We start from the raw sequence: 25,404 nt of genomic DNA, 5'->3' as shown, positions 1-25,404 counted from the left end.
CGGCACAGGGAGTGTGTCCGCGTTCACAAGGAGGAGGCGCAGAGCCTCAGTAAAGCTTCAGGATAGAAGAAGAGGCCTGCGAACTGGCAGGCCTTTCAGGGATAGAGCGCCGCAGCCTGACAGGCCCGTTCTTCGCGGCGCGCTGCCCGCCTGCGATTCAGCTCGCCAGCTGCTGCTCAGGATTCAGCGCGCAGAGTTCATCGCTGCGAAAGGCTTCCCGGCGCACCGCATAGCCGTCATACCAGCGACACTCGACCATGCCACTGGCGTAGCCGGTCACCACCATGGTGTGCCCTTCTTCCTTGTGCTGAACCTCTTCACTGATTGCGAAAACCATGCTGCGCTCCTTTTTATTAACCTGAGTGATTATTTTCTTTATAGCAGGCGAATGCGGTTCCTGCCTGTTAAGGCACGCATAAAAAGGGCAAATTCGGAATTAAGCAGATGGATATAGTGAAAATAAAAAAAGCGGATAAAAAATATTATCCGCTTTGATGAGGAACCGACGCTGACGTCAGATTTTACAGCCTTCGCAATCGGCTTCATCACCGAGATCGTCCGGCACTTCGCTGGCTTTTTTCTCTGCTTTCGCTTCCGCCTGCTCAAGCTGTGCGTCAATATCAAATTCAAACATATCGTCGTTCATCGTCATTCTCCTGACCGTAAATCGCAGTGCGCTTTATACCGATTTTCCACGCACTCTGGCAATAAGGTTGACCACTAACAGCACGATCGACCCAATGATAAAACCGAGCACCAGGTTCGCGCCATTGCTGAGCAGCGTCGCAATCCAGCCGCTGAAGCCAGCGCTGACCTCTTCAATCAGGTGATGCAGCGGCGTAATGCCATGCACCACAATGCCGCCGCCCACCAGGAACATGGCGATGGTGCCCACGACCGAAAGGATCTTCATCAGCCAGGGCGCCGCCGCCAGCAGCACGCTGCCGATGCCCTGCGCAACGCGCGATGATTTCTCCCGCAGCCAGAAGCCCAGATCATCAATTTTTACAATGGCCGCCACGATGCCGTAGACGCCAATGGTCACCAGAATGGCGATGCCCGCTAGGATAATCACCTGATTGAGCAGCGGTGATTCGGAAACGATGCCTAAGGTAATGGCAACGATTTCGGCCGACAGAATAAAATCGGTGCGCACTGCGCCTTTGATTTTCTTTTTCTCAAACTCTGCCGCGTTCTGCTTCGCCAGCGAATCAAGTCGCTGCTGGCGCGCCTCCGGCGATTTGCTCTGCTTGTCATGCTGCAGGCTGTGCATCACCTTCTCGACCCCTTCATAGCAGAGATAGGCCCCGCCCAGCATCAGCAGCGGCGTAATCAGCCAGGGCGCAAACGCAGAGATAACCAGCGCCAGCGGCACCAGAATCAGTTTGTTCAGAAACGATCCTTTCGCCACGCCCCACACCACCGGCAGCTCCCGGTTGGCTTTCACGCCGGTGACCTGCTGGGCATTCAGTGACAGATCGTCGCCCAGCACGCCGGCCGTTTTTTTCGCCGCCACTTTCCCCATGACGGAAATATCGTCCAGAAGTGTTGCAATATCATCAAGTAAAGTCAGTAAACTGGTTCCCGCCAAAATTGTATCCTTAGTCTGGTTCGTTATGTTGACAACATGGGCAGCGCTCAATTTCCGTTACGGTCATGTCGGCGATGCCCTCACATTCCCACTCCACCCGAATCGTCTCGCCTGCTGTTCCTTCAGCATGCAGGTATTTGCTGACCGGGCTTTCGGTCATGCCGGTGATCTCCTCCGTGGCAATCAGCCTGTCGCCGCTGTAGACCCGCGCAGTGGCGCGGGTATTCACCATCCGCTCGTCGCGAAGCTGGTAAAGGCGTTTTACCGTCAGTTTTATGCTGCTCATTTCAGGCTCCTTCCTGGCCACGGAGAAAAGGTCGATCTAATCAATTATGACTCTGATTAGCAATCAGCGTTGTAATGATGAATGCCCTGATGGTCGATTTCGGCACTCTCCGGCATGACCAGCAGCCACTCCTCCAGCCGCTCCAGCAGATCCTGATCCGCCAGCCGCAGTTTGCCGCGCAGCGCGCACTCCCAGATGATCAACACTTTCCAGCCACTCGCCTGCAGCTGCTGCACATAGCGCCGGTCACGTTCAACATTGCTGTTAATCTTGCCCGTCCAGAACTCTGTGCGGGTGGCCGGCAGTTTAAACAGGTAGCAGTGATGGCGATGCCAGAAGCAGCCATGAACAAAAATAATCGCCTGCTGGTCGTTGAGAACAAAATCGGGCCGTCCCGGCAGATTTTTATCCTGCACGCGAAAGCTGAATCCCCGGTCTTTCAGCAACAGCGCAATACGTTGCTCAATGGCCGTATCCTGAGCGCGAATGGCACGCATATTTTTGCTGCGTGTTTCGCTGGAGTGAACATCAGCCATAGCCTCTCCTTTTTTGCTGGTTCTTCAACTTTAGTCTGCGCCACGAAAAGCGAAAGCTGGCAACCGAACCTTCACAACGTGCGCCGCAAAAACAGACGATTCCGGCGCGCCGGCTCAGGGCAGATCGGGGCAATTTCCTCACTGCCTCAGGAGTGATAGCATAGGCGCCTCACTGTTAAGGAAAAACGCATGCATCCCGCCGCCCTCGCTGAACCACTTTCTGCTGCACATTCACTTCCTGAAGCGTCCGATCGCTTACAGCAGGTCCTGGCAATCTATTCGGTTCGTGATCTTACGGCCCGCCTGCAGCAGGCGGGCTTCTCCCGCTGGAGTCCTGCGCTCCTGAACCGGATCCGCCAGGGCAAATGCGCCGTGCCGCCGCTGAGTGAAGCCGAACAGCTTCTGCTGCAGGATCTGCTGCCGGCCCGGCCCGCCCATTATGATAATCCTGAATTTCGCTTTATCGATCTCTTTGCCGGGATTGGCGGCATTCGCAAAGGATTTGAGGCGATAGGCGGCAAGTGTGTCTTCACCAGTGAATGGAACAAAGAGGCGGTTCGCACTTACAAAGCTAACCACTACAGCGATCCGCTGGAGCATCACTTCAATACCGATATCCGTGAGGTCACACAGCCAGCGGGCCTGAGCGACGATGAGGCGATCTATCGCGCTATCGATGCTGCCATCCCGGATCATCAGGTGCTGCTGGCAGGCTTTCCCTGCCAGCCCTTCTCACTGGCGGGTGTCAGCAAAAAGAATGCGCTGGGCCGCGCACACGGGTTTGAATGCCAGGTGCAGGGGACGCTGTTTTTCGACGTGGCGCGCATCCTTGCCGCGAAGAAACCGCCCTTCTTCGTGCTGGAGAACGTGAAGAATCTCAAGAGCCACGATAAGGGCCGCACCTTCGCCATTATCATGGAGACGCTGGATGAACTGGGCTATGACGTCGCGGATGCCGGTGACACCAGCCCGGATGCCAAAGTGATCGATGCGCGTCATTTCCTGCCGCAGCATCGCGAAAGAATTGTGTTGGTCGGGATCCGCCGTGACCTGAAAAAACAGGATTTCACGCTGCGCGATATCCGCCGCTTCTTCCCGGCTCAGGTCCCTGCGCTGCAGAGCCTGCTGGAGAGCGACCCGGATGACAAATATATCCTCTCGCCGGTGCTCTGGCGCTATCTCTATCAGTATGCGAAAAAGCATAAGGCGAAAGGCAATGGCTTTGGCTTTGGCCTCAACGATCCGCGCAATCCGCACTGCTGCGTGCGCACCCTGTCGGCGCGCTACTATAAAGATGGCTCGGAGATCCTGATTGACCGCGGCTGGGACAGCGCACTGGGGGAAGCGGAGTTTCACGATGCCGCAAACATGGCGCGCAGACCGCGCCGTTTGTCACCACGCGAATGTGCGCGGCTGATGGGCTTTGATGTACCGGGCCACGAGCCGTTCCGCATCCCGGTCTCAGACACGCAGGCTTACAAGCAGTTTGGTAACTCGGTGGTGGTCCCGGTATTCGCCGCGGTGGCGCAGCTGCTGCTGCCCCATATCCGTCAGCTGAAACCCTGATTCCTGAAAAGAAAACCCACCTAATGATGCAGGCCCAGACAAAGCGAGTTCAACAGCAACGAATAAGCTCAACGCGCAGGGAACAGGATCAGAAGAGGAAAGCGTCCCGCGCCAGGGATGGCGCGGGTCGAGCGTGTCAGGGATGACGGTTTTTGCGTCTTTCCGATCTGACCCTGTTCTCTTCGCAGGCACAGTCTCACCACAAATCAGTCCAGCCTGATGCAAAAAAAACCCGTCTGGCGACGGGTTTCATGTTTATTTCTTCTTCTTGCTCTGCTTTTTCAGCAGCAACCGTATCTGTTTCAGTTCGCTGGCGCTTAATCCATCGGCCTGTGCATCAGAAGCGGCTGAGGCTTCCGCCGCCGCTTCGGTAATGTCCTGATTATCAATCGCCGGATGCGGATGCGTTTCCAGACTGGCCTGCAACCGCTGCACAATCTCCTGACTCATGGAAATCTGGTTTTCCAGCGCCAGCTGTTTAATCGTTTCTTTTAATTCAGGATCAATTTTAATCGTTAAATTAACAGTTTCGGTCATCAGGCAGCTCCTTTTTTGTTATTGCTCACACGCTACCGGATGACCGTTTCGATTAACATACTGTCATAAAAATTTAATATTCACTGCGCAGCGGCGTGAAATCCCGCAGTACGGCCTCGTCCATTCCCACCAGATTTCCCTGAAGCTCTGCATAGAGTTTCGCCATGTAGCGCACCAGGAAATCTGCGTTATGTTCAGCCAGCATCCGCCCCACTTCCGTGTGCATCGTTTCCGGCAGACGCAGCAGCTTCTTCTGGAAATGATCCAGCGTCCACAGCGCATCATTCAGTTCGCGATCTTTCGCCAGCGGGTCCTGGCTGTCGAACAGCGGGCGATTCAGTGCTCCGGCCGTATAGAAAACCCGTGCCAGTCCAATTGCACCGAGCGATTCCAGCCGGTCAGCATCCTGAACGATTTTGGCTTCCAGGGTCTGAGGCGGGATACCGGCGCTGAAACTGTGAGTCTTGACGGCGTGCATCACCGCATCAATCTTGTCTGCCGGGAAGTCGAGGAAATCCTGCTGCAGAATGCGCTGGGTTTCCGTAGCGGCATAAGTGGAGGCCAGATGACGTTCCGGATGATTCTTCGGCAGATTGACCACATCGTGAAAATAGCAGGCGGTGAGCACTACCAGCGGATCAGCGGGAGTACCGTTCAGGATACGCTGTGCGCTCATCCAGACACGGCGCAGATGGGCGATATCGTGCGCGCCGTCGTCATGGACCCAGTTCGCCTGAAACCAGCTTTCATAACGGGATTGCCAGAGTGTAAGTGACATAGTCTATCTCCCTGTGGTGATCGACAGCAGTTCTCTGTCGTGATCGGTGCGCGAACGTCAGGCCATCATAGCGACTGGCTAATGACATTTTTTTTACAGAGCGGTTGATAAGAGCGGGGCTGCCAGCAATTTCCGGCAGAAAAATGAGATCTGGATCATCTGTATAGCATCTCTGTCAGACAATAACCGCAATTTCATCGGTTTTCAGCCTTTCCTTAATAAATTGTGGCTAAGAAGATTAGTTTAACGGGGGTAATGTTTAATCTGAACAGGATAGCCTTGCCAGAGGGTACGGAAGAGGCTTTTGTCACGTCATTATTTGTAAAAGTGTGGCCGCTGACAGGGGAAAAAATCTGAAAAGGTTCCCATTTTTACCGTTATAACGTACTGTATCCCGGCTATTCGTCGTCTGGCGAAGGTTGCATGATAAGCTCTGGTGCACTTTTTGCATTTTGCGGAATACTGACTACCTCTGTGACAATTTTAAAGTGACTGTCAGGCGACAAATTATTAAGCAAAATGATTTAAAGCTTTTATGATAGTTATGAGATGTGAAGCAAATGGACGTATACAGCAGTAACCGGGTTTTACTAATAACAAGAGGTATTCCATGAAAGAACGGCCGATTCTTTTTTCCGAACAGCGTGTCCGTGCCCTGTTGGTTGGCCAGCAAACGCAAACCCGGCGCATTATGAAAACTCAGGCTTTTGGTCCGGGTCAGGATCATCATGAAGGCGTACACGCTTTTGATGTCAGTGCGAATCATCTGCACGGCTATAAACTGATGTCGATGAGCGACATCAGCTATCACTGTCCTTATGGTAAACCGGGTGATCTGCTGTGGGTACGCGAAACCTGGCGCGGTCCGATGGTGCCGGAGAGCGATCTGGCCGAATATGAGCGTGACCCGACGCCGTTCCGCCTGCCGGAATATTGTCAGTACCGCGCCGACAGCAATGAGCTGGGTCAGCACGCGATGAGTACCCCGGAAGCGGAAGAGTTTGGCTGGCAGACCGCCATCCATATGCCGCGCTGGGCCAGCCGCATCAATCTGGAGATCACCGGCGTTCGCGCTGAGAAGATTCAGGATATCAGCGAAGATGACATTATGGCGGAGGGCGTACAGACCGATTCGCACTTCCTCAATAACTTCTTCACCATGAACGTGAACTCAGAGTCGCCGAAAGAGGCCTATCGCAAAGCCTGGCAAAAACAGTATGGCGCGACCAGCTGGGAAGTGAATCCCTGGGTCTGGGTGATTGAGTTTCAGCGGGTGGGTCGCAACTAGCCCTTCAGCCCTGCGCTTTGCGGGCTGTATCACAGACAACGGCCGCGCTAACGGGTTGAATAGACAGCCCTCAGGCCTGCAGCCGGAACAAAGGTGCCAGCATTCGATGCTGGCATTTTTATATCTGGCGCGTCAGGATAGCGAAAGAGTCCGGTTCTGTGCAGGAGTTGCGATGTTTAAATGGCCCTGGAAAACGCAAAACGATACCCTTCTGGCTGCGCTGCCCTGGCAGCAGGGGCTGGCCCAGCCTATCTTCAGCCTGCTCAGTGAAGACGAAAAGCAGGCGCTTACAGCGCTGGCGCAACGCTTCCTGCAACAGAAGAAGCTGGTGCCGCTGGAAGGAACAGCGCTGGATGAACTGCGCAGCGTGCGCATCGCCCTGCTCTTCTCTCTGCCGGTGCTGAAACTGGGGCTGGAATGGCTGGACGGTTTTCATGATGTGCTGATCTATCCAGAGCCGTTTAAAGTTGACGATCAGTGGCAGGATGAGGATGGGCTGGTTCACAGTGCGCCTGCCGTTCACGCCGGTCAGAGCTGGACGCAGGGGCCGGTGGTGCTTAACTGGCTCGATATTCAGGACTCTTTCGATCTCTCTGGTTTCAATCTGGTGATCCATGAAGTCGCCCACAAACTTGATGCGCGCGGCAGTGGCTACACCAGCGGCGTACCGGTGATCCCGCTGCGCGACGTGGCGCAATGGGAAAAGGATTTACATGCTGCGATGGCGGAGATAGAGAGTGAGGTCGAGCTGGTCGGAGAACAGGCGGCGACTATCGATCCCTACGCCGCCAGCGATCCGGCAGAGTGCTTCGCCGTACTCTCCGAATACTTTTTTACCGCCCCGGTTCTGCTGGCTGAGCGCTTTCCGGCCATGTATCAGCATCTGCGTCAGTTCTATCAGCAGGATCCCCTGAGCCGAATCGCCACTGACAGCGTACAAATTGCTTAAATCGCGATCGCTTTGTGTTAATCCTAGCCAGTTGAATGATAATGTATTTTTTGCTGTTGACACCTCGGGGCGACCCCGTTAATATTCGCCTCATTCCAACGATTCCTCTGTAGTTCAGTCGGTAGAACGGCGGACTGTTAATCCGTATGTCACTGGTTCGAGTCCAGTCAGAGGAGCCAGATTAGAAAAAGCAGCTATCCCCGGATAGCTGCTTTTTTGCTTTTCAGATGCCCCACTCTTTGTTCATCTCAACAGCCCTGTTTTCTCGCAAAGCTGACTAAACCAGAACACCGTAAATGCTCTCTGCCCTGTCAGAAATCCTTTATCACTGTAAGCGGCAAATAAAAACCAGCAGGCCACGCTCTGTGAACTGCTGGCTGCTGATTATTCCGGAATAATTAACACCTGACCTGGCGCGATGTTATCCGGATTGCTGAGAATATTTTTGTTGGCCTCAAAGATTTTCATATAATGAGAGGCATCGCTGTAGAATGCTTTTGCAATGGCGCTGAGCGTGTCACCGGATTTTACCGTGTAGGTTCGCTTGCCTGCTGCGGTGATATCAGGCTTATTTTCAACATTCTTATTATCGGTATTTAACAACTCCTCACCTATATTTTTAATACTATCCAGAATGCTCATAATTCTTCTCCCGTTGTTTCCGATACGTTTAATTTAATTAAGAAAAAACCATTGCCAGATAAAAGGCAGGCGGCGTACGATACACCCGCTCTTAATTGACGAATTAAACCACAGTTAAACGCTGATAGGATTAATAAAAAATAAAGGATGCAGGAAATGGGTCTATTGTCATGGGTAGTATTTGGGTTGCTGGCCGGCATCATCGCCAGATGTATTATGCCGGGTAAGGAACATATGGGTATTTTCATGACCATGATACTCGGTATTGTGGGTGCGTTGACTGGCGGGTTAGTCAGCACCTTTCTGGGCTTTGGCAAGGTCAGCGGTTTCAATATATACAGCATTGCTATTGCGACAGCGGGATTAGTGATCGTGTTGTTCATCATTCATAAAATCAGAGCCTGCAGGCAGTCTTGATATATTTTAAATCGGGGATTAACGGAATGGTTTTACTGGACCAGGTGCTGGCCATGTGCGGCCTGAATAATCAGACCAGTCAGGAAGTGAAAGGTGTGCTGGAGTGGGTTGAGCAGCAAGGCGGTTTACACGCGATTGTGAACCATCTTCAGAGTGGTGAGTACAGTGAGGTAGTGAACTCCTGGCTCGGCGATGAGGAGAATGTTGCCCTGAGCCGTGACATGGTGCAGAAGATGATTAAGTCAGAAGCGATTGAGCAACTGGCTGCGCGGATGGGTATCAACACCAGCGATGCACTGAACTTGCTGGTGAAATATCTGCCTCAGCTGGTGGACAAGGCTTCAGCGGAAGGTGTCGTTAATAAAAAACTCGATGTGACCGGCGTGATTAGCCAGTTGATGCATTGAGGATGAGATAAAAGGAAGATAAAAGCCTGTTGCGAAAGTATGAGGCTTTTATCTTTTAAATGAGTCAGGATGAATTAAGACAATTACTGAAAAACCCTGCTAAAGGTTAATGAAAGGCATTCATTTACTTTTATAAAAAAATTTTTATCTTATCCTTCACTCTCTGCCAGACGAAATCTATAAATTATTTTACTACCCACCTGAATGAATGATACTGCTTTTTCCTACCTTTTGGTCAGGCACATAATAATATTTAGTTTAGGAACTAATTAAGGCTGACACGCATCATAATCAGTGATATGCATGCCCAAAACCGCCGCCAGCAGATCACGGTCGCATGATTACGCAGCAGGATGCCGGGCTAATAAAGGCCAGACGAACCCGCGGCCACAACTGACCATTTAAGGTCGCTCACTGGAAGCGCTGGGCTTTACGACCGGGCAGAAGATCGAAGCGATCACCGGGCCGGGACAGTTGATCATCCGGCTGACGAATGAAGGATAACCTTCTGGTCCACAAAGTAAAATCCCGGCAATAAGGCCGGGATTTCATTTATTGGAGCGTAATATTAGTTCAATAGCTGAATGTCATCTGGATAAACAGTCAAAACATCTAACGTCTCACCATTTTCATCAACAAATTCTACTTCATAACCTATTGTAGGTTCTGTATGTACCATGACAACAGCACCCTTACATCCTGCGGCTATTGCGTCAGATAAGGCTTTTGTGGACTTAACAACGTCATATTCTTTAATCATAATTTTAGCACCAGTTATTTCTTGGCCGGAATAGCTGTCACAAGTCTAACGACACCATCATTATTCTTAATCCAACCGAATTTCACATCTATTGTTCTTCCGTTAGCACCAGTGATAGATATTACCTGGTCATATTTAACACCGAGCTGCGTTTCTGCTGTTTTCACCGCTTTGCTTGGTTCAAAGACAATTTGTTTCGCGACATCGCTTGAATTCCCTTGGTTAAAACCGAGGGCTTTATCACACCATTCAGCTTTGCTTCCGCCAACAGGATGATCTTTTGCTAACAGATAATTAGTTAATTTACTATCAACACTAGTTTGCGTCTCAGATGCGTTTTTCACTCCATTTTTGACTGCACTTTCTCCAGTGTTAGGCTTATTTTTCCCAACTCCTGCCGCAATACCCGCTGCACTTGTTCCAACCGCCTGAACCAGAGAGTTTATGGCTAGCTGCTTCGCCTCCTCCGAATCATCGGACATCAACGAACATCAACGGATTATGAATCGCTGTATTTCTGTCCACCTCAAGCTGGAGCGTCGTTACCTGAAGGATGGAAAGCTCGTTCTGTTCTGCCGGACTCAGACCGCCATCAGCTCGGGCTTTTTCCAGCAACTCACTGGTACGGTTAGCATAATCAGCCTGCAACCTGCCAACATCTAAAGTCGCTGCCAAGCTCTGCACTCGCTGACGCCATATCTTTCAACGCTTCACGCCGCTCTTGATACATCTTCACCGAGCAGGTTTCGGCGCTCATGCCGCCGCAGTTGGCCTTCTTATAGCGCTCGTTTTCGGCTTCAACCTGCTTACCGGCCTTCTGCTCAAGCGTTTTACCTTCAGACTGCGCCTGCGCGATATCGGCGAGAGAGTTATTCTCAACTTACTTTCATTTTAATCTCGATAAAAACATAATACCAACACCTAAAACCAAACCAATAACCGCACCTCTTTGTATCGAATCGAATATACTTTCTCGCCATTCATAAATAAAGACTCCATTTTTTATCATAAAAAAAGATGCCACACCTAACCTAACAAAAAATAGAGTTAATGTGGTTATAAGAAAGAAAAAAAAGATCAGCCTTATGACTAGGATAATGTTTTTCATTATTTATTCTCCAACTGTTTTTGAAGTTCAGAGCCAGCGACCTCTGAAGTTCCGGAACCAATTACAGCGCCAGCCAAACCAACTGCTTTTTCTGAAATTAAAGGTAGATATTTATTCCCTATCTTTACTGCTCTGCCTCCTGCAGCACCCCCCCCGTACCAAAAGCAGCCCCAGCAACAATTTGAAGTTCCTCTTTTACTTGCAACTCAGCCCCTGCATAAGCACCAGTTATACCTGCTACTTCAGTGAGCCAGAACCCTTTGCCCTGTGTTAATTCACTGACGCCCGTAGCAATAAGCGCATCGGTGGCACTAAATGGGTCGTCACTCTGAAGCTGATTGAGGATATTTGCGGAACCCCCAATAACACCTGCCCCAATGATACTTCCTGCTGTTGCACCAGATGGCAACAGAACTAGTTCCACAACAGCAGTAGCACCAGAACCCCACGCCGTTAATAAACCGGTTGCCGGATTCTGTCCGGCAGGTAAATCTCCTGAGACCAGTTTATCAGAGGCATACTTAATTTCTTCTGGTGTTGCCGGATTCAGGACTTTGCCAGTTTCATCTACAAGATTGGTGTTATTTACCAGTGATCCCTGGGCTTGCTTATTATCCCAGAAACCACTACCAAATCCGTCTATGCCTGACACCGCATTATTCTCAACCGCATTCTTCCCAGCAATCGCGCCGCTCGTCGCCGCAGCACTGCTGTTGCCCGCCATGCCGCCCGCCAGTCCTGCCGCCCGCGCCATAGCTGGTCTGTTTTGAATCGTAACGATCGCTGTCCTGCTGGCTGGTCAGGGTTAAATCGCGGCCTGCGTTTGCGATGACCTGTGCGCCATCCAGTGTGGTGTCCCGCCCGCTGGTGAGGCTGAGTCTGCCGCCACTGTCCAGTGTGGTCTCAGTCCATCGCGTGCCGTTGCCGTTCTCTTTGCCTTTAATACCATAAACGCTGCCAAACATGCTGATGTCCGCACTACCCTGTCCGGCACCAATACTGATGCCCACACCACCACCGCTGCTGCTGCTGTTTTAACGCTATTCTTCTTAGATTTCCCTTTGCCGGGCAGTAAGCCCGGACACCCGATCCTGCTGCTCATAACCTATTGCTGAGGAGTTTATTAGGACTGACACGTATCAGTAGTCATAGACATCCACAACCGCCGACAGCCAATCACAGGCGCATTATTACAAAGTGGGATACCAGCTGAATGAGGGCCAGCCGGACCTGCTGCCACAGATCACCTTTAACCGCCGCTGGCTGGAAGTGCTGGGTTTTACGACCGGACAGAGGATTGAAGTGATTACCGGGCCAGGACAGTTGATCATCCGGCTGGCGACTTAAGGGTAAATGGCTGATAAAATTAAAATCACGGTTTGATAGCCGGGATTTTAATCAGTAAGCGATTACAGGATAATCACCCTGGCTTGTAGTAATTACATAAGATTCAAAGCCGTTGTTTTCAGGAACGATATACATATTTTTCTCGTTGCCAAAGAATAATTTTAAAATTTCACCATTTAGCAAAGAGCACAACTCAACCCTCTGATTAAGATATGAAAACAGGAGATTACTTGTTGATATATCCTCTCCATGCCCTATATGAAAAGCGTTTTTTTCCTCACATCTAAAGGGACACTGGATCAGTATGCGTGTTCCTGATGAGAACAGCAAAACCAATGACCCTACTCCAACGGTAACCCCAGTTAATATCGCTTCCTCAAATTCATTGAGCTCATTCTCAGTAATCATTTAACCTTACCTTTTTAGCGGTATCTTTGGCACTCAAGTTTTAGACATTTCCTTTATCTGAGCTTCTCCATACGCGTTAAAAATCCCCGGAGCCATCGGATTTATCGGTATGATTTTTAATGAATGATCCCCACGCTCCTCTTTCCGCTCATCTTTATCATTTCCGGTTTTGCCCCTCAAAGCATTACTCCCAACAGCATTTTTTCCGGTAGTCCCCCGCAACAACATATGTAGTGTTGTCACTCACTACGCTGCCAGCGTTGCCAGCGCACTGATCGTTTACCACTGCTCTTCTCTCAGGTCGTCACGCTTAACGCCCGCATACAGCTGCTGCGCGATGTACTCGCCCATCACCGCGCCCGATGCTCTGGACAGCGCTGCGTAGCCCGCCACATACAAGATTTCCGCGCCCAGCACTGCGTGCGCCATCAGTTCCGCTTCGGTATTCACCTTACCGTTCGCGTCCGTTGTCAGAGCCTCTATTTTTTCCGCAAGATAAGGTGCCGACGCGCCGCTAATCAACTGCGCCACGTTTCCTCCCGACAGGTTCTGTACCTTCGCCGTCACCGCGCTGGTGCTCAGCTGAAGTGCTGCACCCGATCCGGAACTATCTATCACGGGTGGCCAGCTGGCCACGCTCGAATTTCTACCGACACGCCGATCCGGCTGTTGCTGCGGGATAGCACTCTGTCGGTAACAACCGTGACCGATAAAACAGAGTGGAAAGAACTCTGCGAGCGCCAGGATTCAGGCGCGGGCCGGGTGCAGGAGCTCCCCGTTCTGCTTGCGGTACTGGTACAGGTGACGCTGATAGTGCTCCAGTATCGGTAAGGTGATGTCACGTCCATAGTACAACCTGCGCCCCGCCGCCCACAGGACGAACCAATACTGATGATGGGTTTGCGTCTTTAGCGTGGTCTCCGACCAGTTCCGCTCCCGACGCCACGAACCGCAGCAGCAGCGCATACAGGCTTTTCGGGTCGCTGGCCGGGCCGATGGGCTTTCTGTACACCTCATCCACCGTCAGCAGCGCATCGGCGTGAGGTTTACGGTTGCCCATGGGTCACCCTCGATTTCCCGACCGCAGGCAGCGGCGCGGATGACGATTTTTCTTTTCCCCTGATTACCACGTCCGGCGTCACCCCGACCGGTTCGGTATCCGGGATCACATTGTTGACTATTTATAAAACAAGCTATTTGACTTTATTATTTTATATACTTCATTTGTTATTTCATCTATATATTGATCACCATACAACCCTCGATCAACCATCATTCTAAAATCACCCATGATATGATTATATAAATTTGGAAGGCCATTACGCTGATTGCCCTCAAGTATTCTTAAAGACTTAAGGATTCCCTTATAACGCAAGTCATTACCTTCGTTTTCAACGGCATATGCGATGACCTTATTTAACAGATCTATAAGCCTTGATATATCCTGCATGTCATTCTCTGTTAACATCTAATCACCTTTTATTTGTCACTTGATCAGGAAACGACTTTCTAAATTTATCATAGGTATAAACTTTACCAGTCTTACCGTCACGCAACGACTTTATTCATTCTGATGGATAATTTCCTGGCATAAAAATTTGATCAGCCCCACCATCATATTTCGGTTTTTCACTACCTGGCTTCTGTTGATCATCCGGCTGGCTGAGGTGTAATCGGCAGATAAAAATATTCCGGCTCGATGGCCGTAATTATTCTAACTTAGGTTGTTTTTCTTTTCTTCATAATCTTGTAAGTATTTTTCAATAGGATACGCAGTTCCAAGTTCATGTATTTCACCTGTATCCTTATCAACTAGAAAAGGCGAATTACCTGCGAGTTGAGCAGAAAATTCTCCCGTTTCAAGATACTCTCGAGATTGAAAACAAAAAAACCATCCTTCAGAAAACGGCCTTGAAGAGTAATGATTACCGGAACATCTGTATCCTTTAGATATTCTGTCGCTTTTTTTACAGCCTCTATAAAATTAACCATTAATACGTCCTCAGTAATTGGAATGGTTTAAACTGGCTGAGATCAGCAGGCTTACCCGTTTGCCTATCAAGGAATCGGACTGTTCCGTTTTGGTTTACAACATTAAACACATGTCCAGGTTGACCCGGCTCATATGAACCAAAAACAATTCCTCGGGAACCTGAGCCTGCACTTTTCATTTGCTGTGTAATGCTTTCGGACGAAGAAATATACTTAAATTTCGTACCGTATTGGATTTCCAAAACGGCCAACGGGATACCGTTTTTATGATTTACAGGCAACGCCGATGCAGGATTTCCAGCCAAAGTAGCACCAGTGGAAACAGAACAGTTCACACAGTTATGTGTTCTGCCTGGTTCCGGGTATCCTGGATTAACATTTTTAATAGAGCCAGCATTCCCCCCCACTTGCTCCTGTACCCTTCATCCCATAAACCGCACTACCTATCGCCGCCGTGGTATGAACGCCAGCCATCGCGATATAGTCGAAGGGCTGAGCATCGAACCCTTTGACCCGGACGCCGCCGCTAGCTGGATTAAGCATTATCCCGGCGGCCTTAAATTCGCCGGGTAACCAACACCTCAACCCGGCCTGCGCCGGGGATTTTTGTTTTAACCGAGGGGTGTCGGGGCATCGACCTGACCGGGTGGTTTTGGGGACACGGCCCACGGGCAGTGGCCACAAAACATTTCCTGTCCGGGGATTGATGCTTTTCAGGCAACCCCGCCGATCAGGCTCAAGGACAGCAGAATGACGGCGGCACGGAGAATCTGACTGTTAATAACGACGATCCCTGCACGAGGGCCGGGATCTTGCTCAAGGCTGGTAATCTTCATATTCCCAGGCAAAGACGCGGGAGAGCTTCTGCGCTATCTCCATCCAGTCTTCACCTTCACACTGGTTGATATAATACTCATATGGCCGCTACCAACACGCACCCGCTCTCCAGTTGCCGAATTTATTATGTATATTTCAAAATTAGCCTGTATACCCGTTGGGTTTGAATGTGCTGGATCATTTGGTGTTGTATCAGGGTAACGATATCCTCCTAAACCATAAGCACTAATCAACCCTTTTCGATCAGCAACATCGTCAACCCAGAGCCGGTTATCGTCATCGTCGAGCGTGGGCGGCTGGTAATTGAGGCGGAAATTAGGATCTAACCGGTAAAAATATCGATCCCGACGCAATGGCCGGGGTCGTTATTACTCATTGAGAATCAATGATCTCATATCGGTCTATTACATATACGTCTTTCACATCGCACTCTGGGTAAATCCATTTATCCCAGTTATCCATTACCCATTCAACACTGAGGCCTCTAACCTCTGATAAACAACATTCAGCAGGTAATTTAACTAATATCAGACCAGGCTTATGACCGGATGACACGATTAACCCATAAGGTCTGTCAGCATTAGATAAATCAACAACCATAAAATCGACCAGGGCTTCATATGGCCACACAGCAGGAAGGCGAAAAATGTTCCCATGTCTTAACGCTATGTTTTTTATTTCAATTAATTTTACTGGCTCTTGCATATTATTTTACCTTTAAATCATGGCGGCCGGATTTATCCATACTATAACTTATTGGCATCATCCCCATATCGATTTCTCCCCGAAGCTTGCCCGTCTGAGCATTCACCTGTTCAAATCGACCATACGGTGTATCTACCGTATATAAGTGACCATCATTACCAGGATAACCATCCCTGTTATTTATCCCGGTCAGTTTATTATTTTTTACCATTCCATTCGATGGCGCTACCTGCTCCACCATTTGCTTAACTAGAGCAGCCCGTTCTCCAGACGGAAGATTATATAAACTCTCTTCAAAATGATTAACCTGCTGCCCGTTAGGTAATTTTTAAATATTACCACCTTGTTTTTTGAGCCATTCGCACCAGCTTTGGATATCCCTCCGGCAACTCCCGCTGCCGAAGCAATCGCCGCGTGGCCCATCACATTGATGATTTCCGCCGAGACCTCCGCCGAACCACCCATTGTCTGCGCACGGTGCAACGACAGGTTTATCTGTGAATCCAATCCCGTCAAAGCGCTACGGGCTGCAATCCACTCTTTTTGCTCCGCCTCGCTTAACGAGCCAACCCCTTGTGTACGTGCTTTTTCTGCCAGTGCCGATTCCTGCTGGCTGTACTCTGCACGCATGGACTTCAGCTCCTGCTCAACTGTGTAACAGTCTGCCGCACTGAAACAGGTTTCTACCCGCTGCCGCTGTTCATCCGATTCCGGCCCAAACTCTCGACGAACCTCCGCAACACAAGCTTTGTCGCCATTACATACAGCCAGTTTCTCTTAACGCTACTGACTGCGTTTGGCAGACAAAAGATGATTCTCCACAGCATTTTTCCCGGCAACCATACCGCTCGTCGCTGCAGCACTGCTGTTACCCGCCAGTCCTGCCGCCAGCGTGCCCAGCAGGCTCAGCTGCTCACGGTCTTGCTGTCCCAGTGCCGCTATCTTCTCCGGCGTGTCCGCGCCCCAGTATTTCTATGCAATGTACTCGCCCATCACCGCGCCCGATGCTCTGGACAACGCTACGTAGCCCGTCGCATACGAGATTTCCACCCCCAGCACCCCGTGCGCCATCAGGTCCGCTTCGGTATTCACCTTACCCTTCGCGTCCGTTGTCAGAGCATCTATTTTTTCCGCAAGATAAGGTGCCGACGCGCCGCTAATCAACTGCGCCACGTTTCCTCCCGACAGGCTCTGTACCTTCGCCGTCACCGCGCTGGTGCTCAGCTGAAGTGCTGCATCCAATCCGGAACTGTCTATCACGGGTGGCCAGTTGGCCACGCTCGAATTTCTACCGACATGCCGATCCGGCTGTTGCTGCGGGATAGCACGCTGTCGGTAACAACCGTGACCGATAAAACAGAGTGGAAAGAACTCTGCGAGCGCCAGGATTCAGGCACGGGCCGGGTGCAGGATACCGGCCTGATGAGGGCCAGTCGAACCCACTGGCACACCTCACCTTCAACAGCCGCTGGCTGGAGACGCTGGATTTTACGACCGGGCAGAAGATCGAATTGATCACCAGTCTGGGGCAGTTGATCATCCAGCTGGGGACTTAAGAGTAACTGACTGAAAAATCAGCCCCAGCCAACCGTCTGAGGTTTATTTTTCAGATTATATTTCATCTGGATCTTATTCCAAAACGGAAGATTTCTGTTGGAAATAAAGGTTGTAGTATAATTTCATCATTAAAAATAAATAACCTTGGTGATAAAGCTATAACGTCATAAATATTTTTAGCTATCAGACTCAATTTTGTCCTGAAAACCGGAATGCTGGCATCATCAACAAGAACGTATACTTCTGTGTTTTTCATGGTAGTTACATTTAATAAATCATCAATGCTTTCATAATCTGCATGTTCAATTTCTTCCCACGAAATAACTCCTTTTACAAAAAAGTAGCTATTAAGAATTTCAACAGCTTTTTTCTCATCCTGTCCTTCAAAAATTTCGAAATCGGCACTAAGTGCCTTTTGACACTCTTCAAATAAAGTCATATTCTCTATCTTCTTAGCTGTTTCAATACCTTTTCAAGTGCTGTCTCGTCAGCCAAAAGGATATGATGCTGGCGACAAGCCCTGTCATGATGGTAGCCCGAATCCTGAACAGCACTCCGACAATCAGCTTTCCAGGTTTGGGAGAAACTCAGCAAGTAAATTGTAATTTAAAAGTCCTTCAGGTTAAAACACATAACATTTAATTTATTACAACTAGTTGTACACTACTATCATCCGGAGTGTCTCTTATTTGTAATGCGATATTAGCTGCGGCTTTCATCAACTTAAGTGACCTGCAAATATGAAGATTATCAAGCTCGTATAAACCTCCAGCAACGAATGGAATTTTCGGAGCCAAACGATATCCTGATGGTATGGGGCCATTTATTTTTTGCCATGAATGAGCCAGTGTGTACCCAGTAATGACTTGATAATCAGATAATACCATCTCGCACCATTCATTTATGGTATTAGTCAATTTCTTGAACTCTGCAGTTTCAGGCTCGAAGAAATAAACACCATCACTCTTCAAACAAAATTGACCACCAAAAATATCCTCAGCAAAATATAGTGCACCAATCGCCATATCTCCATAAGAAGAAATCCAGAGATTTTTGTTATTCCAGTCTACTAAACCGATTTCCTCATGGGTTGTTTGATAGGGAAAAACGTGTAAAGCTGACTCAAACCCATAGCATCCGTTTTTTCTATCTAGCAGAGTATTGAGTTCACAGGATAATGGGGAGCTAAAAAACTTCGAGCAATCTTTAACCCCTTCCAGTGGTGAAAGAGGGTTGCTACAAATTGACAGCAGTTTTTCAACGGAATCATTCATTCTTTATTTTCTCCATCCATTTTAATGATTAAAGATGTAGTCTCTCCTGCTGCAAGCGCATCCTGAATATGCTTAGCAGAATCTGATTTATTTATAATAACCATACCCCCCGACTGCCTGTATATTCTCTCTTTCATCCACGAATTCACTTTTCACCAAATTCATTCTGCAACTCATCATCATCTTTACCCAGTGCATTATGCCCAACAATTTTTAGTTGCTAATAAAAACAATGAGCCATGTTACATACGCTATTCTCGATAACCAAAGAAAAATCGAGCCGAAGGATAGGTCTGCTTTTGTCAAAAAAACCTTAATAAAATAAAATGGTTTCTCATCATCAGTTAATCTTTGGTGAAAAAACTTCCCATACATTGCAAAGAGAAGAAATGAAATCCCGCCGCAAAGATTGGATATTAAAAATAGATTATTAGCCTCTCTTCGATATTCAGCTATTGCTGCAGCAATATATCCAAGAACAAGAAAAACCAATGCGTAGTTTGATAAAGCATTCCGTTTAAAAAAAATATAATTAAAATAAAGCAAGGAATCTTTACCTACCTTAGCCCCACCAAGATACCTATAAACAAAAATAAAAAAACAACCGCCCCATAAAATCAAAAAAAACAACAACATAAAAGATGATACATTTAAAACTAAATCATTTGAAATCATAGTGATATCTTTCCTTAGTGGAGTCACCGTTCAGATCTACTTTTTCGGCAAGAGAACCAGTTGCAGAACCTGTAAAACCAATGCCTGGCCCAATAGAAAAGGAAATACAAACACTATCTTTTCCGCCAGAGATTCCTACAGAACCGGGACCAAAACCTGCGCTAGTTGAATAATCACGACTTAAGTCTCCCAACAATTCTGGAAAACAGGGACCGAAGTCAATACCGATTGAAGCTCCAGCCTTAATACCAAATTCATTAGTGTATTAACCGGCACGTAGTCTGGCGACGAACCACCTTTTCCCTGTGCTTTCCCCCACTTACAGCCGCTTTTTCCTGTCACGTTTCAGCTGCGATAACTTTTTGCTCCGACGCGCCCTTTTCTGCCGCGCACGCTACCGCCCCGGCATGGCGCTGCGCCTGCACCCGGTCAACTTTTTCACCCCCGCCACAGCTGTCATTACCCGTTGACCACAGCAGCTCCCTCAGCGCACGGTCACGGACGCCCTGAAGCGTCGTCAGGTTGCACAGGCTGAGTATCTCTTCTACCTGCTCCAAGCTCAGGATGGTGCGCGGCAGATGCTTCTTCAGCCGGGGCAGCTCCGGGTCTGCCGCCGGATATGCCAGTATCAGACTCTGTCACGTCATCCAGCGGAACCAAACCTGAAGTGGCTGGAGCGCCGTCCGCTGTGTCCAGCTCGAGAACGGCTTCAACCTCTCCTTGCGGTACAGGTACAGATACCGCTGCCAGCTCTCCAGTACCGGCATTGTCATCTCCGACGCATAGTGGATGCTCGCTCTGCCGCCCAGCAGATAAACACCGCTAACCATCACCAACTATCTGAGAGTTGATCATGGCTGCGCAAGATACTAAGCCAGAAGTGAGTATTTCCAAGGCGTTACGGCGGCTTTAGATGGGATATACCAGCATCCCTCACGTAGACCGAAAAGACATAACTACCTATTACAGTCGCTGCCCCAGCCTTAACCTGAAGGTGAACTGGCTGGAAGAGGCGGGGTTTATGACCGGTGTGCCAGTGACAGTCACAGTTGAACACGGGCAACTGATAATAAGGCCGCTGGCTGAGTGACAGTTAAAAGATGCCGGCGTAAATCCTGGACCTCTCATTCCTTTTCGTAGACTAATACAAGTTTATTAACTTCATTTAGTAACTCTACATCGTCAAATTCATATTCTTCACGGTCATCATCAGGGTTATACATGTCAGCTGCACAAAAAGTACTGGATAATAACTCACTTAACTTATCCTCATCATTTCCAAGTAAATTACCATCTCTTTCCTGTTTCCATTTACACATGTAATTATCTGCAAATTCGCTTGCTACTATTTTTCCTGATATAAAACTTTTAATGTAATCTTTAAGTTCAAGACTCATCTTAACGTTCCATTTTTAATGAAGTTTTCATATTGCTTTGTTACTGGATCCTTTTCCATCCACTGACAAAATTTCCCGCATTATCAATCACTACAACATTGTTTGTCTGGGGATTATAAAACACTTTCGATTCAGGAACCAACAAATAAGTACCATGTTCATATGTTGATGTATTATCTAAATGAGATTTAATAGCTGTCTGATATTGAGCAATAGTTTCACTATTTTTCTTGGTTGTAACCACTCCAAAATCACCTGCATGCTTAAACTTTTTATCCAGTTGTTTTGAACTAAAGGCAACATTATCAGAAATATTACTAAATGTACCTTTCCCAGTATTCTTCGCCGCATTAGCCGCCACAGCTTCCACTTTCGCCGCCGTGGCTTCTACCGCTGTCTTTCCAACGCCTATAGCGCCAGCAGCACCTTTACCTCCCGGCGTAACAGCTTCAGCAACCTGTAAACCGGCATTATTCAGACAAATTGTTGGGGCGGTTTTACATCCCTCCAAAGCAGTTTTAGCAAGAGCGGCTATTTCTGGAGTAGCAGCAACAATCATTGCTCCTCCGCCTGCTGTACCTACGCCAGCAGAGACAATAAGATTCCCCTCTGCAACACCTTTGGCTATACCGGCCTTACATGCCGTATCACAGTCCGATGTTTTACCCAGCCAGAACCCAAGATCCGAGCCAGCCATTGCTCCCAGCGCATTATTCTCAATCGCATTCTTTCCAGCAACCGCCCCCTGAACCCCGCCCTCTATAGAACCGGACGTCACTCCTGCCGATAGTTGTGCTGCCAGCTGGCTGAGCGAGCTGACTACCTGCTTCTCATCCTGCGTCAGGTCGCTGGCCTGCTTGCCAGGATACATCGTGCTGAGGATAGCGCGGGCCATAAGCTTGCCACCTGCCGCACCAGCTGCCCCTGCAGATGTGTTGTTGCCCGCCAGCTGCGACATTCTGCGTCTGCTCCTGACTAAAGCACCGTGATGGTGCCATCCGCTACGGCGGAACGGGCATTATTTACAAAGGGTGTTTTTGCGAGTGTTAACGATATGAATGTAATCCAATGCGGTTGTGAAGGAATATCGACGCAGGATGTCTGATTTAAGTAACAGCGCTGAGGATTGAGCGGGAATTAAATGTGGTTTCGCTCAGGGTTACGGGCGGGAGTCATTGCCGCTTATAAAATGCAAAAAGGCCCGCTCAGTAAGCGGGCCTTTAACCGGGAAGAGAACAACCGCTATTTTTCATGGTAGCGATGCACCGCCGGGTAATATTCCAGCCCATAGAGCTGGCTCAGCGGCAGCAGCAGTTCGACGTTAATATCGCGCCCGGCGTCATCCGCCGCAGGGCCGCTCAGCAGCTGTTCAAACCAGGCTTTCAGTTTCTGTTTCATCTCAGACTCTCCGCATCAGTTGATGCCCTGAGTAAACCTGCTTATCCGCCGGATCTGAACCAAAAATTTCTGCACTGCTTATGCCGGAACTGGCATAACGCGCCCTGCCCGGCCAGCCAACAAGCGGACGGCGCCGCTTTACTGTGCGATGAGCGTAACCCAGTTAGCCCCTTTACCGGCGGGAGCTTCTGACACCCGTTTCAGCTCGCCGCTGGCGGGGTCGATGGCGTAGCTGCTTATCACTGCGCTTTTCTCTCCGCTGACGATCAGCCATTTTCCCTGTGCATCAATCGCGATACTGCGCGGCTGTTTTTCCACCGGCCAGCTGCCGATCAGCGTTAATTCACCAGACGCTTTATCGACCCGGTAGCCGCTGACGGTGCTGGATGTCCGCTCGGTCACATAGATAAAGTGCCCGTCCGGCGTGATTTGAATGTCTGCCGCCCAGATACGTGGCGTGGGATCGCTGTAGCCCGCCGGGCGCTGCTCGCCGTGCTGCAGGTTATAGCGCTTCGCCACCGCATTCGGCCAGCGTTTCAACGCCGTCAGGGAGCCATCCGCCGCCCGCCGGAACTGGGTGACGGTGCCGCTCATCTCCGCGAGGTTATAGACAAAGCGATTATCCGGTGAGATCACCGAATGCCGCGCCCCGCTGTTTTTCTCGCCCTGAACGAACCCTTTACCCAGCGGGGTGATGACGCCATCGTCACTGAAGGCATACTGCAGCACCCGATCGGTCCCCAGGTTGCCGACGTACAGGGCGTGATTGCTGACGTCGGTGATCACCGAATGGGCGTGCGGCCCGGTCTTCACCTCGACCGTGACCTGCTCCGTCACTCTGCCCTGGCTATCGATCCGGTTGCTGGTGACAATATCGCTGTCATAGGAGGCCGCCAGCAGAAAGTGACCGCGCCGGTCGGTGGTGATCCACGGAAAACTGGCCGCGACCGGTGTCACCGCCATTCTCTGCAGATCGCCATGGGGACGGGTCACGCGCCAGCTGACGATGGCGTAAGGCGGGCTGCGCAGTGCGCCATAGAGGTGCTGGCCATCCGGGCTGGCCGCCAGCGGCATAATCTTTCCCCCCGCGGGGGTCTCGCCGCGCCAGTGCAGGCTGCCAGTGGCCTCATTAAGCGCATAGCGGGAGACGGTGCCCGACTCCGCATTCGAAACATAAACAAAGGTCGTTGCCCATACTGACGGGCTACAGAGCAGCGGCAGAAGCGCCAGCGCCGTTTTAAAACGGTTCATAGAATCACCTTTCTGATTATCGGGTCCGGGCATCCGAATGACGATAGCCAGGTCGGGCGCGTCGCGCATTGTGCAACTGCCTGAACGGTAGCGTAAAAGTCTGGAGATGTGACGGCGGAAGTGTTTCAGACCGGAATGCGCCACGCCTTCCCCCCAGCGGAGAAGGCGTGAGCAGGCCGCTAGCCGATTTTAGCGAGCATCTGACGATAGCGATCGAGCCACTTGCCGCTGTTGAGTCGCCACCAGAAGAAGACGCCGCGCACCGTCCAGTCGAGGAACATCCCCAGCCAGACGCCGGTGACGCCCATGCCCAGTTCAATGCCGAGCAGATAGCCCGCGACCACGCGCGCACCCCACATACTGAACATCGACACGTACATGGTGTAGCGCGCATCGCGTGCGCCTTTGAGTCCGGCGGGCAACACCCAGGAGGCGGCCCAGAGCGGCATGAACAGGGCGTTGAGCCAGAGCAGGTGTTTCGTCACGTTTATCACTTCCGGATCGCTGGTGTAAAAGCGCGCCAGCAACCCGGCCAGCGGCACCGTCATCAGCGCTATCGCGCTCAGACAGATCGTCGCCAGCCAGAATACATGCCGCACCTGGCGCTCCGCCTGAAACACCTGATTTTTACCCAGCCGGGTGCCGGTAATAATGGTCGATGCGGACCCCAGCGCATTACCCGGCAGGTTGATCAGCGACGCCACCGAGAAGGCAATAAAGTTACCGGCAATCTCGCTGGTGCCCATCCCGGCGACAAAGACCTGGGTCAGCAGTTTACCGCCGTTGAACAGCACCGACTCGATGCTGGCAGGCACGCCAATACCTAAAACTTCCATCAGGATGCTGCTGTTCCAGCGCCGGAAATAGCTCGACAGGGTGATTTTCAGGGAGGCGTTAAAGCCGATCATCAGCACGTAAATCACGGCGATTGCCCCGATATAACGGGTAATGGTCAGCCCCAGTCCGGCACCGATAAACCCTAAACCGTCCCAGGAGAAGCAGCCGTAGATCAGCACACTACTGATGATGATGTTAAGGATATTCATGCCGCCGTTAATCAGCATCGGGATTTTGGTGTTGCCTGCGCCGCGCAGCGCCCCGCTGCCAATCAGGGTGATGGCGGCAGCCGGATAGCTCCAGGCGGAGGTCTGGAGGTAGCTCAGCGCCAGCGCTTTGACTTTGGGTTCGGCCGATCCCGCAATCGCATCAATAATCAGATGCCCCCAGAACTCGATGGCGAGCACCAGTACGAAGGCGAGTATCGTCATCATGGCCAGCGACTGACGCGTGGCGGCGCGGGCGCGCTTGCCGTTGCGTTTAGCCAGGCTGAACGCCACCACCACCGTGGTGCCGAGATCGATGGCGGCAAAGAACGAGATGATCACCATGTTGAAGCTGTCGGCCAGGCCCACGCCCGCCATCGCCTCTTTGCCCAGCCAGCTGACCAGGAAGGTGCTCAGTACGCCCATCAACAGCACACAGGCGTTCTCGAAAAAGATAGGCACTGCTAATGGCGATATTTCACGCCAGTAGAGCGTGCGATAAGCGCGACGTTTCGGGTACCACGCCGTGCGCCTGATCGCCTGCATCACTGCTACGCCGGGATTTTGCAAAGGATTACCAAATCAGAAGAGACTGGACAGGAGTTCTAATGATGATAGTGGGCAGAGAAATATGCAAAGTCTTTCCGGGACAAAT

General features: G+C 50.3%; 35 protein-coding genes, 1 tRNA gene and 7 pseudogenes. 10 read left to right on the top strand and 33 right to left on the bottom strand.

Going from position 1 to position 25,404, the window contains the following annotated elements; all coding sequences use genetic code 11:
• Positions 1–157: 157 nt before the first annotated feature.
• From OXR04_RS02055 to vsr, 5 genes are all read right to left on the bottom strand, one after another.
• Positions 158–337, bottom strand: a complete 180-nt coding sequence (locus OXR04_RS02055; protein ID WP_009089530.1) for a hypothetical protein — start codon at positions 335–337, stop codon at positions 158–160.
• 177 nt (positions 338–514) lie between these two features.
• On the bottom strand, positions 515–646 hold the full coding sequence (locus tag OXR04_RS02050; RefSeq protein WP_003854444.1) for a hypothetical protein: 132 nt from the start codon (positions 644–646) through the stop codon (positions 515–517).
• Positions 647–679: 33 nt separating this feature from the next.
• The gene (locus tag OXR04_RS02045) at positions 680–1,591 is read right to left on the bottom strand and encodes a DUF808 domain-containing protein (RefSeq protein WP_009089528.1); all 912 of its coding nucleotides are present in this window, start codon (positions 1,589–1,591) and stop codon (positions 680–682) included.
• A 10-nt stretch (positions 1,592–1,601) separates the two neighbouring features.
• Entirely contained in the window at positions 1,602–1,877 is a 276-nt protein-coding gene (locus OXR04_RS02040; protein WP_009089527.1) for a hypothetical protein, read from the bottom strand.
• A gap of 56 nt (positions 1,878–1,933) precedes the next feature.
• A complete protein-coding gene (gene vsr, locus OXR04_RS02035) occupies positions 1,934–2,413 on the bottom strand; it encodes a DNA mismatch endonuclease Vsr (protein WP_009089525.1) in 480 nt (159 codons plus the stop codon).
• A gap of 189 nt (positions 2,414–2,602) precedes the next feature.
• Here vsr and dcm point away from each other — a divergent pair, with 189 nt between their 5' ends.
• Entirely contained in the window at positions 2,603–3,979 is a 1,377-nt protein-coding gene (gene dcm / locus OXR04_RS02030; RefSeq protein ID WP_167428081.1) for a DNA (cytosine-5-)-methyltransferase, read from the top strand.
• 255 nt (positions 3,980–4,234) lie between these two features.
• Here dcm and OXR04_RS02025 read toward each other — a convergent pair whose 3' ends face one another.
• Both OXR04_RS02025 and OXR04_RS02020 read right to left on the bottom strand, forming a co-directional pair.
• Positions 4,235–4,516, bottom strand: a complete 282-nt coding sequence (locus tag OXR04_RS02025; RefSeq protein WP_046102088.1) for an Arc family DNA-binding protein — start codon at positions 4,514–4,516, stop codon at positions 4,235–4,237.
• 73 nt (positions 4,517–4,589) lie between these two features.
• On the bottom strand, positions 4,590–5,294 hold the full coding sequence (locus OXR04_RS02020) for a phosphohydrolase (RefSeq protein ID WP_267369147.1): 705 nt from the start codon (positions 5,292–5,294) through the stop codon (positions 4,590–4,592).
• Positions 5,295–5,904: 610 nt separating this feature from the next.
• Between OXR04_RS02020 and OXR04_RS02015 the strand changes: the two genes are divergently transcribed.
• The 3 genes from OXR04_RS02015 (at position 5,905) to OXR04_RS02005 (ending at position 7,710) form a co-directional block, all read left to right on the top strand.
• The gene (locus OXR04_RS02015; RefSeq protein WP_046102090.1) at positions 5,905–6,582 is read left to right on the top strand and encodes a hypothetical protein; all 678 of its coding nucleotides are present in this window, start codon (positions 5,905–5,907) and stop codon (positions 6,580–6,582) included.
• A 172-nt stretch (positions 6,583–6,754) separates the two neighbouring features.
• Positions 6,755–7,531 (top strand): DgsA anti-repressor MtfA, encoded by a 777-nt coding sequence (gene mtfA / locus OXR04_RS02010; RefSeq protein WP_267369144.1) that lies wholly within the window; start codon positions 6,755–6,757, stop codon positions 7,529–7,531.
• Positions 7,532–7,634: 103 nt separating this feature from the next.
• Positions 7,635–7,710: transfer RNA gene (locus OXR04_RS02005), tRNA-Asn, on the top strand.
• 205 nt (positions 7,711–7,915) lie between these two features.
• Here OXR04_RS02005 and OXR04_RS02000 read toward each other — a convergent pair.
• Positions 7,916–8,074 (bottom strand): annotated as a pseudogene (locus tag OXR04_RS02000) (LysM peptidoglycan-binding domain-containing protein); the annotation flags it as partial.
• A 255-nt stretch (positions 8,075–8,329) separates the two neighbouring features.
• Between OXR04_RS02000 and OXR04_RS01995 the strand changes: the two are divergent.
• The 3 genes and pseudogenes from OXR04_RS01995 (at position 8,330) to OXR04_RS01985 (ending at position 9,501) form a co-directional block, all read left to right on the top strand.
• Positions 8,330–8,590, top strand: a complete 261-nt coding sequence (locus OXR04_RS01995) for a GlsB/YeaQ/YmgE family stress response membrane protein (RefSeq protein WP_267369142.1) — start codon at positions 8,330–8,332, stop codon at positions 8,588–8,590.
• A gap of 26 nt (positions 8,591–8,616) precedes the next feature.
• Complete coding sequence (locus tag OXR04_RS01990) at positions 8,617–8,997, top strand: YidB family protein (protein ID WP_267369141.1); 381 nt, start codon at positions 8,617–8,619, stop codon at positions 8,995–8,997.
• A gap of 303 nt (positions 8,998–9,300) precedes the next feature.
• Positions 9,301–9,501 (top strand): annotated as a pseudogene (locus OXR04_RS01985) (SymE family type I addiction module toxin).
• 64 nt (positions 9,502–9,565) lie between these two features.
• On the opposite strand, the gene OXR04_RS01980 reads toward OXR04_RS01985, so the two are convergent.
• From OXR04_RS01980 to OXR04_RS01965, 4 genes and pseudogenes are all read right to left on the bottom strand, one after another.
• A complete protein-coding gene (locus tag OXR04_RS01980) occupies positions 9,566–9,757 on the bottom strand; it encodes a DUF4926 domain-containing protein (protein ID WP_267369140.1) in 192 nt (63 codons plus the stop codon).
• 14 nt (positions 9,758–9,771) lie between these two features.
• Positions 9,772–10,239 carry a DUF6883 domain-containing protein gene (locus OXR04_RS01975; protein WP_267369138.1) on the bottom strand — a complete coding sequence of 156 codons (468 nt, stop codon included), beginning with the start codon at positions 10,237–10,239 and terminating at the stop codon, positions 9,772–9,774.
• Between the two features lie 750 nt (positions 10,240–10,989).
• Positions 10,990–11,589 carry a hypothetical protein gene (locus OXR04_RS01970; RefSeq protein ID WP_267369137.1) on the bottom strand — a complete coding sequence of 200 codons (600 nt, stop codon included), beginning with the start codon at positions 11,587–11,589 and terminating at the stop codon, positions 10,990–10,992.
• Positions 11,528–11,884: pseudogene (locus OXR04_RS01965) on the bottom strand (hemagglutinin repeat-containing protein); the annotation flags it as partial. The gene OXR04_RS01970 and the pseudogene OXR04_RS01965, both read right to left, overlap by 62 nt.
• Before the next feature lie 178 nt (positions 11,885–12,062).
• On the opposite strand from OXR04_RS01965, the gene OXR04_RS01960 reads away from it, so the two are divergent.
• Positions 12,063–12,212 carry a SymE family type I addiction module toxin gene (locus tag OXR04_RS01960; RefSeq protein ID WP_267369134.1) on the top strand — a complete coding sequence of 50 codons (150 nt, stop codon included), beginning with the start codon at positions 12,063–12,065 and terminating at the stop codon, positions 12,210–12,212.
• Positions 12,213–12,263: 51 nt separating this feature from the next.
• On the opposite strand, the gene OXR04_RS01955 is transcribed toward OXR04_RS01960, so the two are convergent.
• The 12 genes and pseudogenes from OXR04_RS01955 to OXR04_RS01900 form a co-directional block, all read right to left on the bottom strand.
• The gene (locus OXR04_RS01955; RefSeq protein ID WP_267369132.1) at positions 12,264–12,620 is read right to left on the bottom strand and encodes a hypothetical protein; all 357 of its coding nucleotides are present in this window, start codon (positions 12,618–12,620) and stop codon (positions 12,264–12,266) included.
• Between the two features lie 279 nt (positions 12,621–12,899).
• A complete protein-coding gene (locus OXR04_RS01950; protein WP_267369130.1) occupies positions 12,900–13,238 on the bottom strand; it encodes a hypothetical protein in 339 nt (112 codons plus the stop codon).
• A 147-nt stretch (positions 13,239–13,385) separates the two neighbouring features.
• Positions 13,386–13,680: pseudogene (locus OXR04_RS01945) on the bottom strand (recombinase XerD); the annotation flags it as partial.
• A 117-nt stretch (positions 13,681–13,797) separates the two neighbouring features.
• Positions 13,798–14,088: a hypothetical protein gene (locus OXR04_RS01940; protein WP_150029806.1), complete on the bottom strand. Its 291-nt coding sequence runs from the start codon at positions 14,086–14,088 to the stop codon at positions 13,798–13,800.
• Between the two features lie 246 nt (positions 14,089–14,334).
• Positions 14,335–14,612, bottom strand: a pseudogene (locus OXR04_RS01935) (YrhB family protein).
• Positions 14,612–14,947: a toxin glutamine deamidase domain-containing protein gene (locus OXR04_RS01930; RefSeq protein ID WP_267369540.1), complete on the bottom strand. Its 336-nt coding sequence runs from the start codon at positions 14,945–14,947 to the stop codon at positions 14,612–14,614. Before OXR04_RS01930 ends, OXR04_RS01935 begins: the two are co-directional and overlap by 1 nt.
• Before the next feature lie 46 nt (positions 14,948–14,993).
• A complete protein-coding gene (locus tag OXR04_RS01925; protein WP_267369586.1) occupies positions 14,994–15,155 on the bottom strand; it encodes a hypothetical protein in 162 nt (53 codons plus the stop codon).
• 273 nt (positions 15,156–15,428) lie between these two features.
• A pseudogene (locus tag OXR04_RS01920) lies at positions 15,429–15,521 on the bottom strand (Imm8 family immunity protein); the annotation flags it as partial.
• Positions 15,522–15,821: 300 nt separating this feature from the next.
• Positions 15,822–16,154 (bottom strand): Imm45 family immunity protein, encoded by a 333-nt coding sequence (gene imm45, locus OXR04_RS01915; protein WP_267369127.1) that lies wholly within the window; start codon positions 16,152–16,154, stop codon positions 15,822–15,824.
• 1 nt (position 16,155) lies between these two features.
• The gene (locus OXR04_RS01910; protein ID WP_150029802.1) at positions 16,156–16,395 is read right to left on the bottom strand and encodes a hypothetical protein; all 240 of its coding nucleotides are present in this window, start codon (positions 16,393–16,395) and stop codon (positions 16,156–16,158) included.
• 8 nt (positions 16,396–16,403) lie between these two features.
• Positions 16,404–16,784 carry a hypothetical protein gene (locus OXR04_RS01905; protein WP_150029801.1) on the bottom strand — a complete coding sequence of 127 codons (381 nt, stop codon included), beginning with the start codon at positions 16,782–16,784 and terminating at the stop codon, positions 16,404–16,406.
• Positions 16,785–17,126: 342 nt separating this feature from the next.
• The gene (locus tag OXR04_RS01900) at positions 17,127–17,432 is read right to left on the bottom strand and encodes a hypothetical protein (protein WP_267395019.1); all 306 of its coding nucleotides are present in this window, start codon (positions 17,430–17,432) and stop codon (positions 17,127–17,129) included.
• An 83-nt stretch (positions 17,433–17,515) separates the two neighbouring features.
• On the opposite strand from OXR04_RS01900, the gene OXR04_RS01895 reads away from it, so the two are divergent.
• Positions 17,516–17,710 carry a SymE family type I addiction module toxin gene (locus OXR04_RS01895; protein ID WP_267369121.1) on the top strand — a complete coding sequence of 65 codons (195 nt, stop codon included), beginning with the start codon at positions 17,516–17,518 and terminating at the stop codon, positions 17,708–17,710.
• A 62-nt stretch (positions 17,711–17,772) separates the two neighbouring features.
• Here the strand turns inward: OXR04_RS01895 and OXR04_RS01890 are convergent, their stop codons facing one another.
• From OXR04_RS01890 to OXR04_RS01875, 4 genes and pseudogenes are all read right to left on the bottom strand, one after another.
• Positions 17,773–18,150 carry a hypothetical protein gene (locus OXR04_RS01890; protein WP_267369119.1) on the bottom strand — a complete coding sequence of 126 codons (378 nt, stop codon included), beginning with the start codon at positions 18,148–18,150 and terminating at the stop codon, positions 17,773–17,775.
• A 199-nt stretch (positions 18,151–18,349) separates the two neighbouring features.
• Complete coding sequence (locus OXR04_RS01885; RefSeq protein ID WP_267369117.1) at positions 18,350–18,985, bottom strand: hypothetical protein; 636 nt, start codon at positions 18,983–18,985, stop codon at positions 18,350–18,352.
• 213 nt (positions 18,986–19,198) lie between these two features.
• The gene (locus tag OXR04_RS01880) at positions 19,199–19,660 is read right to left on the bottom strand and encodes a hypothetical protein (RefSeq protein ID WP_267369114.1); all 462 of its coding nucleotides are present in this window, start codon (positions 19,658–19,660) and stop codon (positions 19,199–19,201) included.
• A 461-nt stretch (positions 19,661–20,121) separates the two neighbouring features.
• A pseudogene (locus OXR04_RS01875) lies at positions 20,122–20,477 on the bottom strand (recombinase XerD); the annotation flags it as partial.
• Positions 20,478–20,573: 96 nt separating this feature from the next.
• Here OXR04_RS01875 and OXR04_RS01870 point away from each other — a divergent pair.
• A complete protein-coding gene (locus OXR04_RS01870; protein ID WP_072052735.1) occupies positions 20,574–20,750 on the top strand; it encodes a SymE family type I addiction module toxin in 177 nt (58 codons plus the stop codon).
• A gap of 34 nt (positions 20,751–20,784) precedes the next feature.
• Here the strand turns inward: OXR04_RS01870 and OXR04_RS01865 are convergent, their stop codons facing one another.
• The 5 genes from OXR04_RS01865 to OXR04_RS01845 all read right to left on the bottom strand — a co-directional run bounded on the left by OXR04_RS01865 (position 20,785) and on the right by OXR04_RS01845 (position 25,295).
• A complete protein-coding gene (locus tag OXR04_RS01865) occupies positions 20,785–21,057 on the bottom strand; it encodes a colicin immunity domain-containing protein (RefSeq protein WP_267369113.1) in 273 nt (90 codons plus the stop codon).
• A 40-nt stretch (positions 21,058–21,097) separates the two neighbouring features.
• On the bottom strand, positions 21,098–22,015 hold the full coding sequence (locus OXR04_RS01860; protein ID WP_267369111.1) for a colicin D domain-containing protein: 918 nt from the start codon (positions 22,013–22,015) through the stop codon (positions 21,098–21,100).
• A gap of 284 nt (positions 22,016–22,299) precedes the next feature.
• Positions 22,300–22,455, bottom strand: a complete 156-nt coding sequence (locus OXR04_RS01855) for a hypothetical protein (RefSeq protein WP_009089509.1) — start codon at positions 22,453–22,455, stop codon at positions 22,300–22,302.
• A gap of 138 nt (positions 22,456–22,593) precedes the next feature.
• Positions 22,594–23,706, bottom strand: a complete 1,113-nt coding sequence (locus OXR04_RS01850; protein ID WP_267369107.1) for a beta-propeller fold lactonase family protein — start codon at positions 23,704–23,706, stop codon at positions 22,594–22,596.
• A gap of 179 nt (positions 23,707–23,885) precedes the next feature.
• Positions 23,886–25,295: an EmmdR/YeeO family multidrug/toxin efflux MATE transporter gene (locus tag OXR04_RS01845; RefSeq protein ID WP_154927715.1), complete on the bottom strand. Its 1,410-nt coding sequence runs from the start codon at positions 25,293–25,295 to the stop codon at positions 23,886–23,888.
• Between the last annotated feature and the right edge of the window lie 109 nt (positions 25,296–25,404).

The organism is Pantoea sp. GM_Pan_3, from assembly GCF_026541045.1.
In the GTDB taxonomy this organism is placed as follows: domain Bacteria; phylum Pseudomonadota; class Gammaproteobacteria; order Enterobacterales; family Enterobacteriaceae; genus Pantoea; species Pantoea anthophila.
The sequence above is the reverse complement of the archived record's forward strand: the minus strand, read 5'-3'. Positions and strand labels throughout refer to the sequence as shown.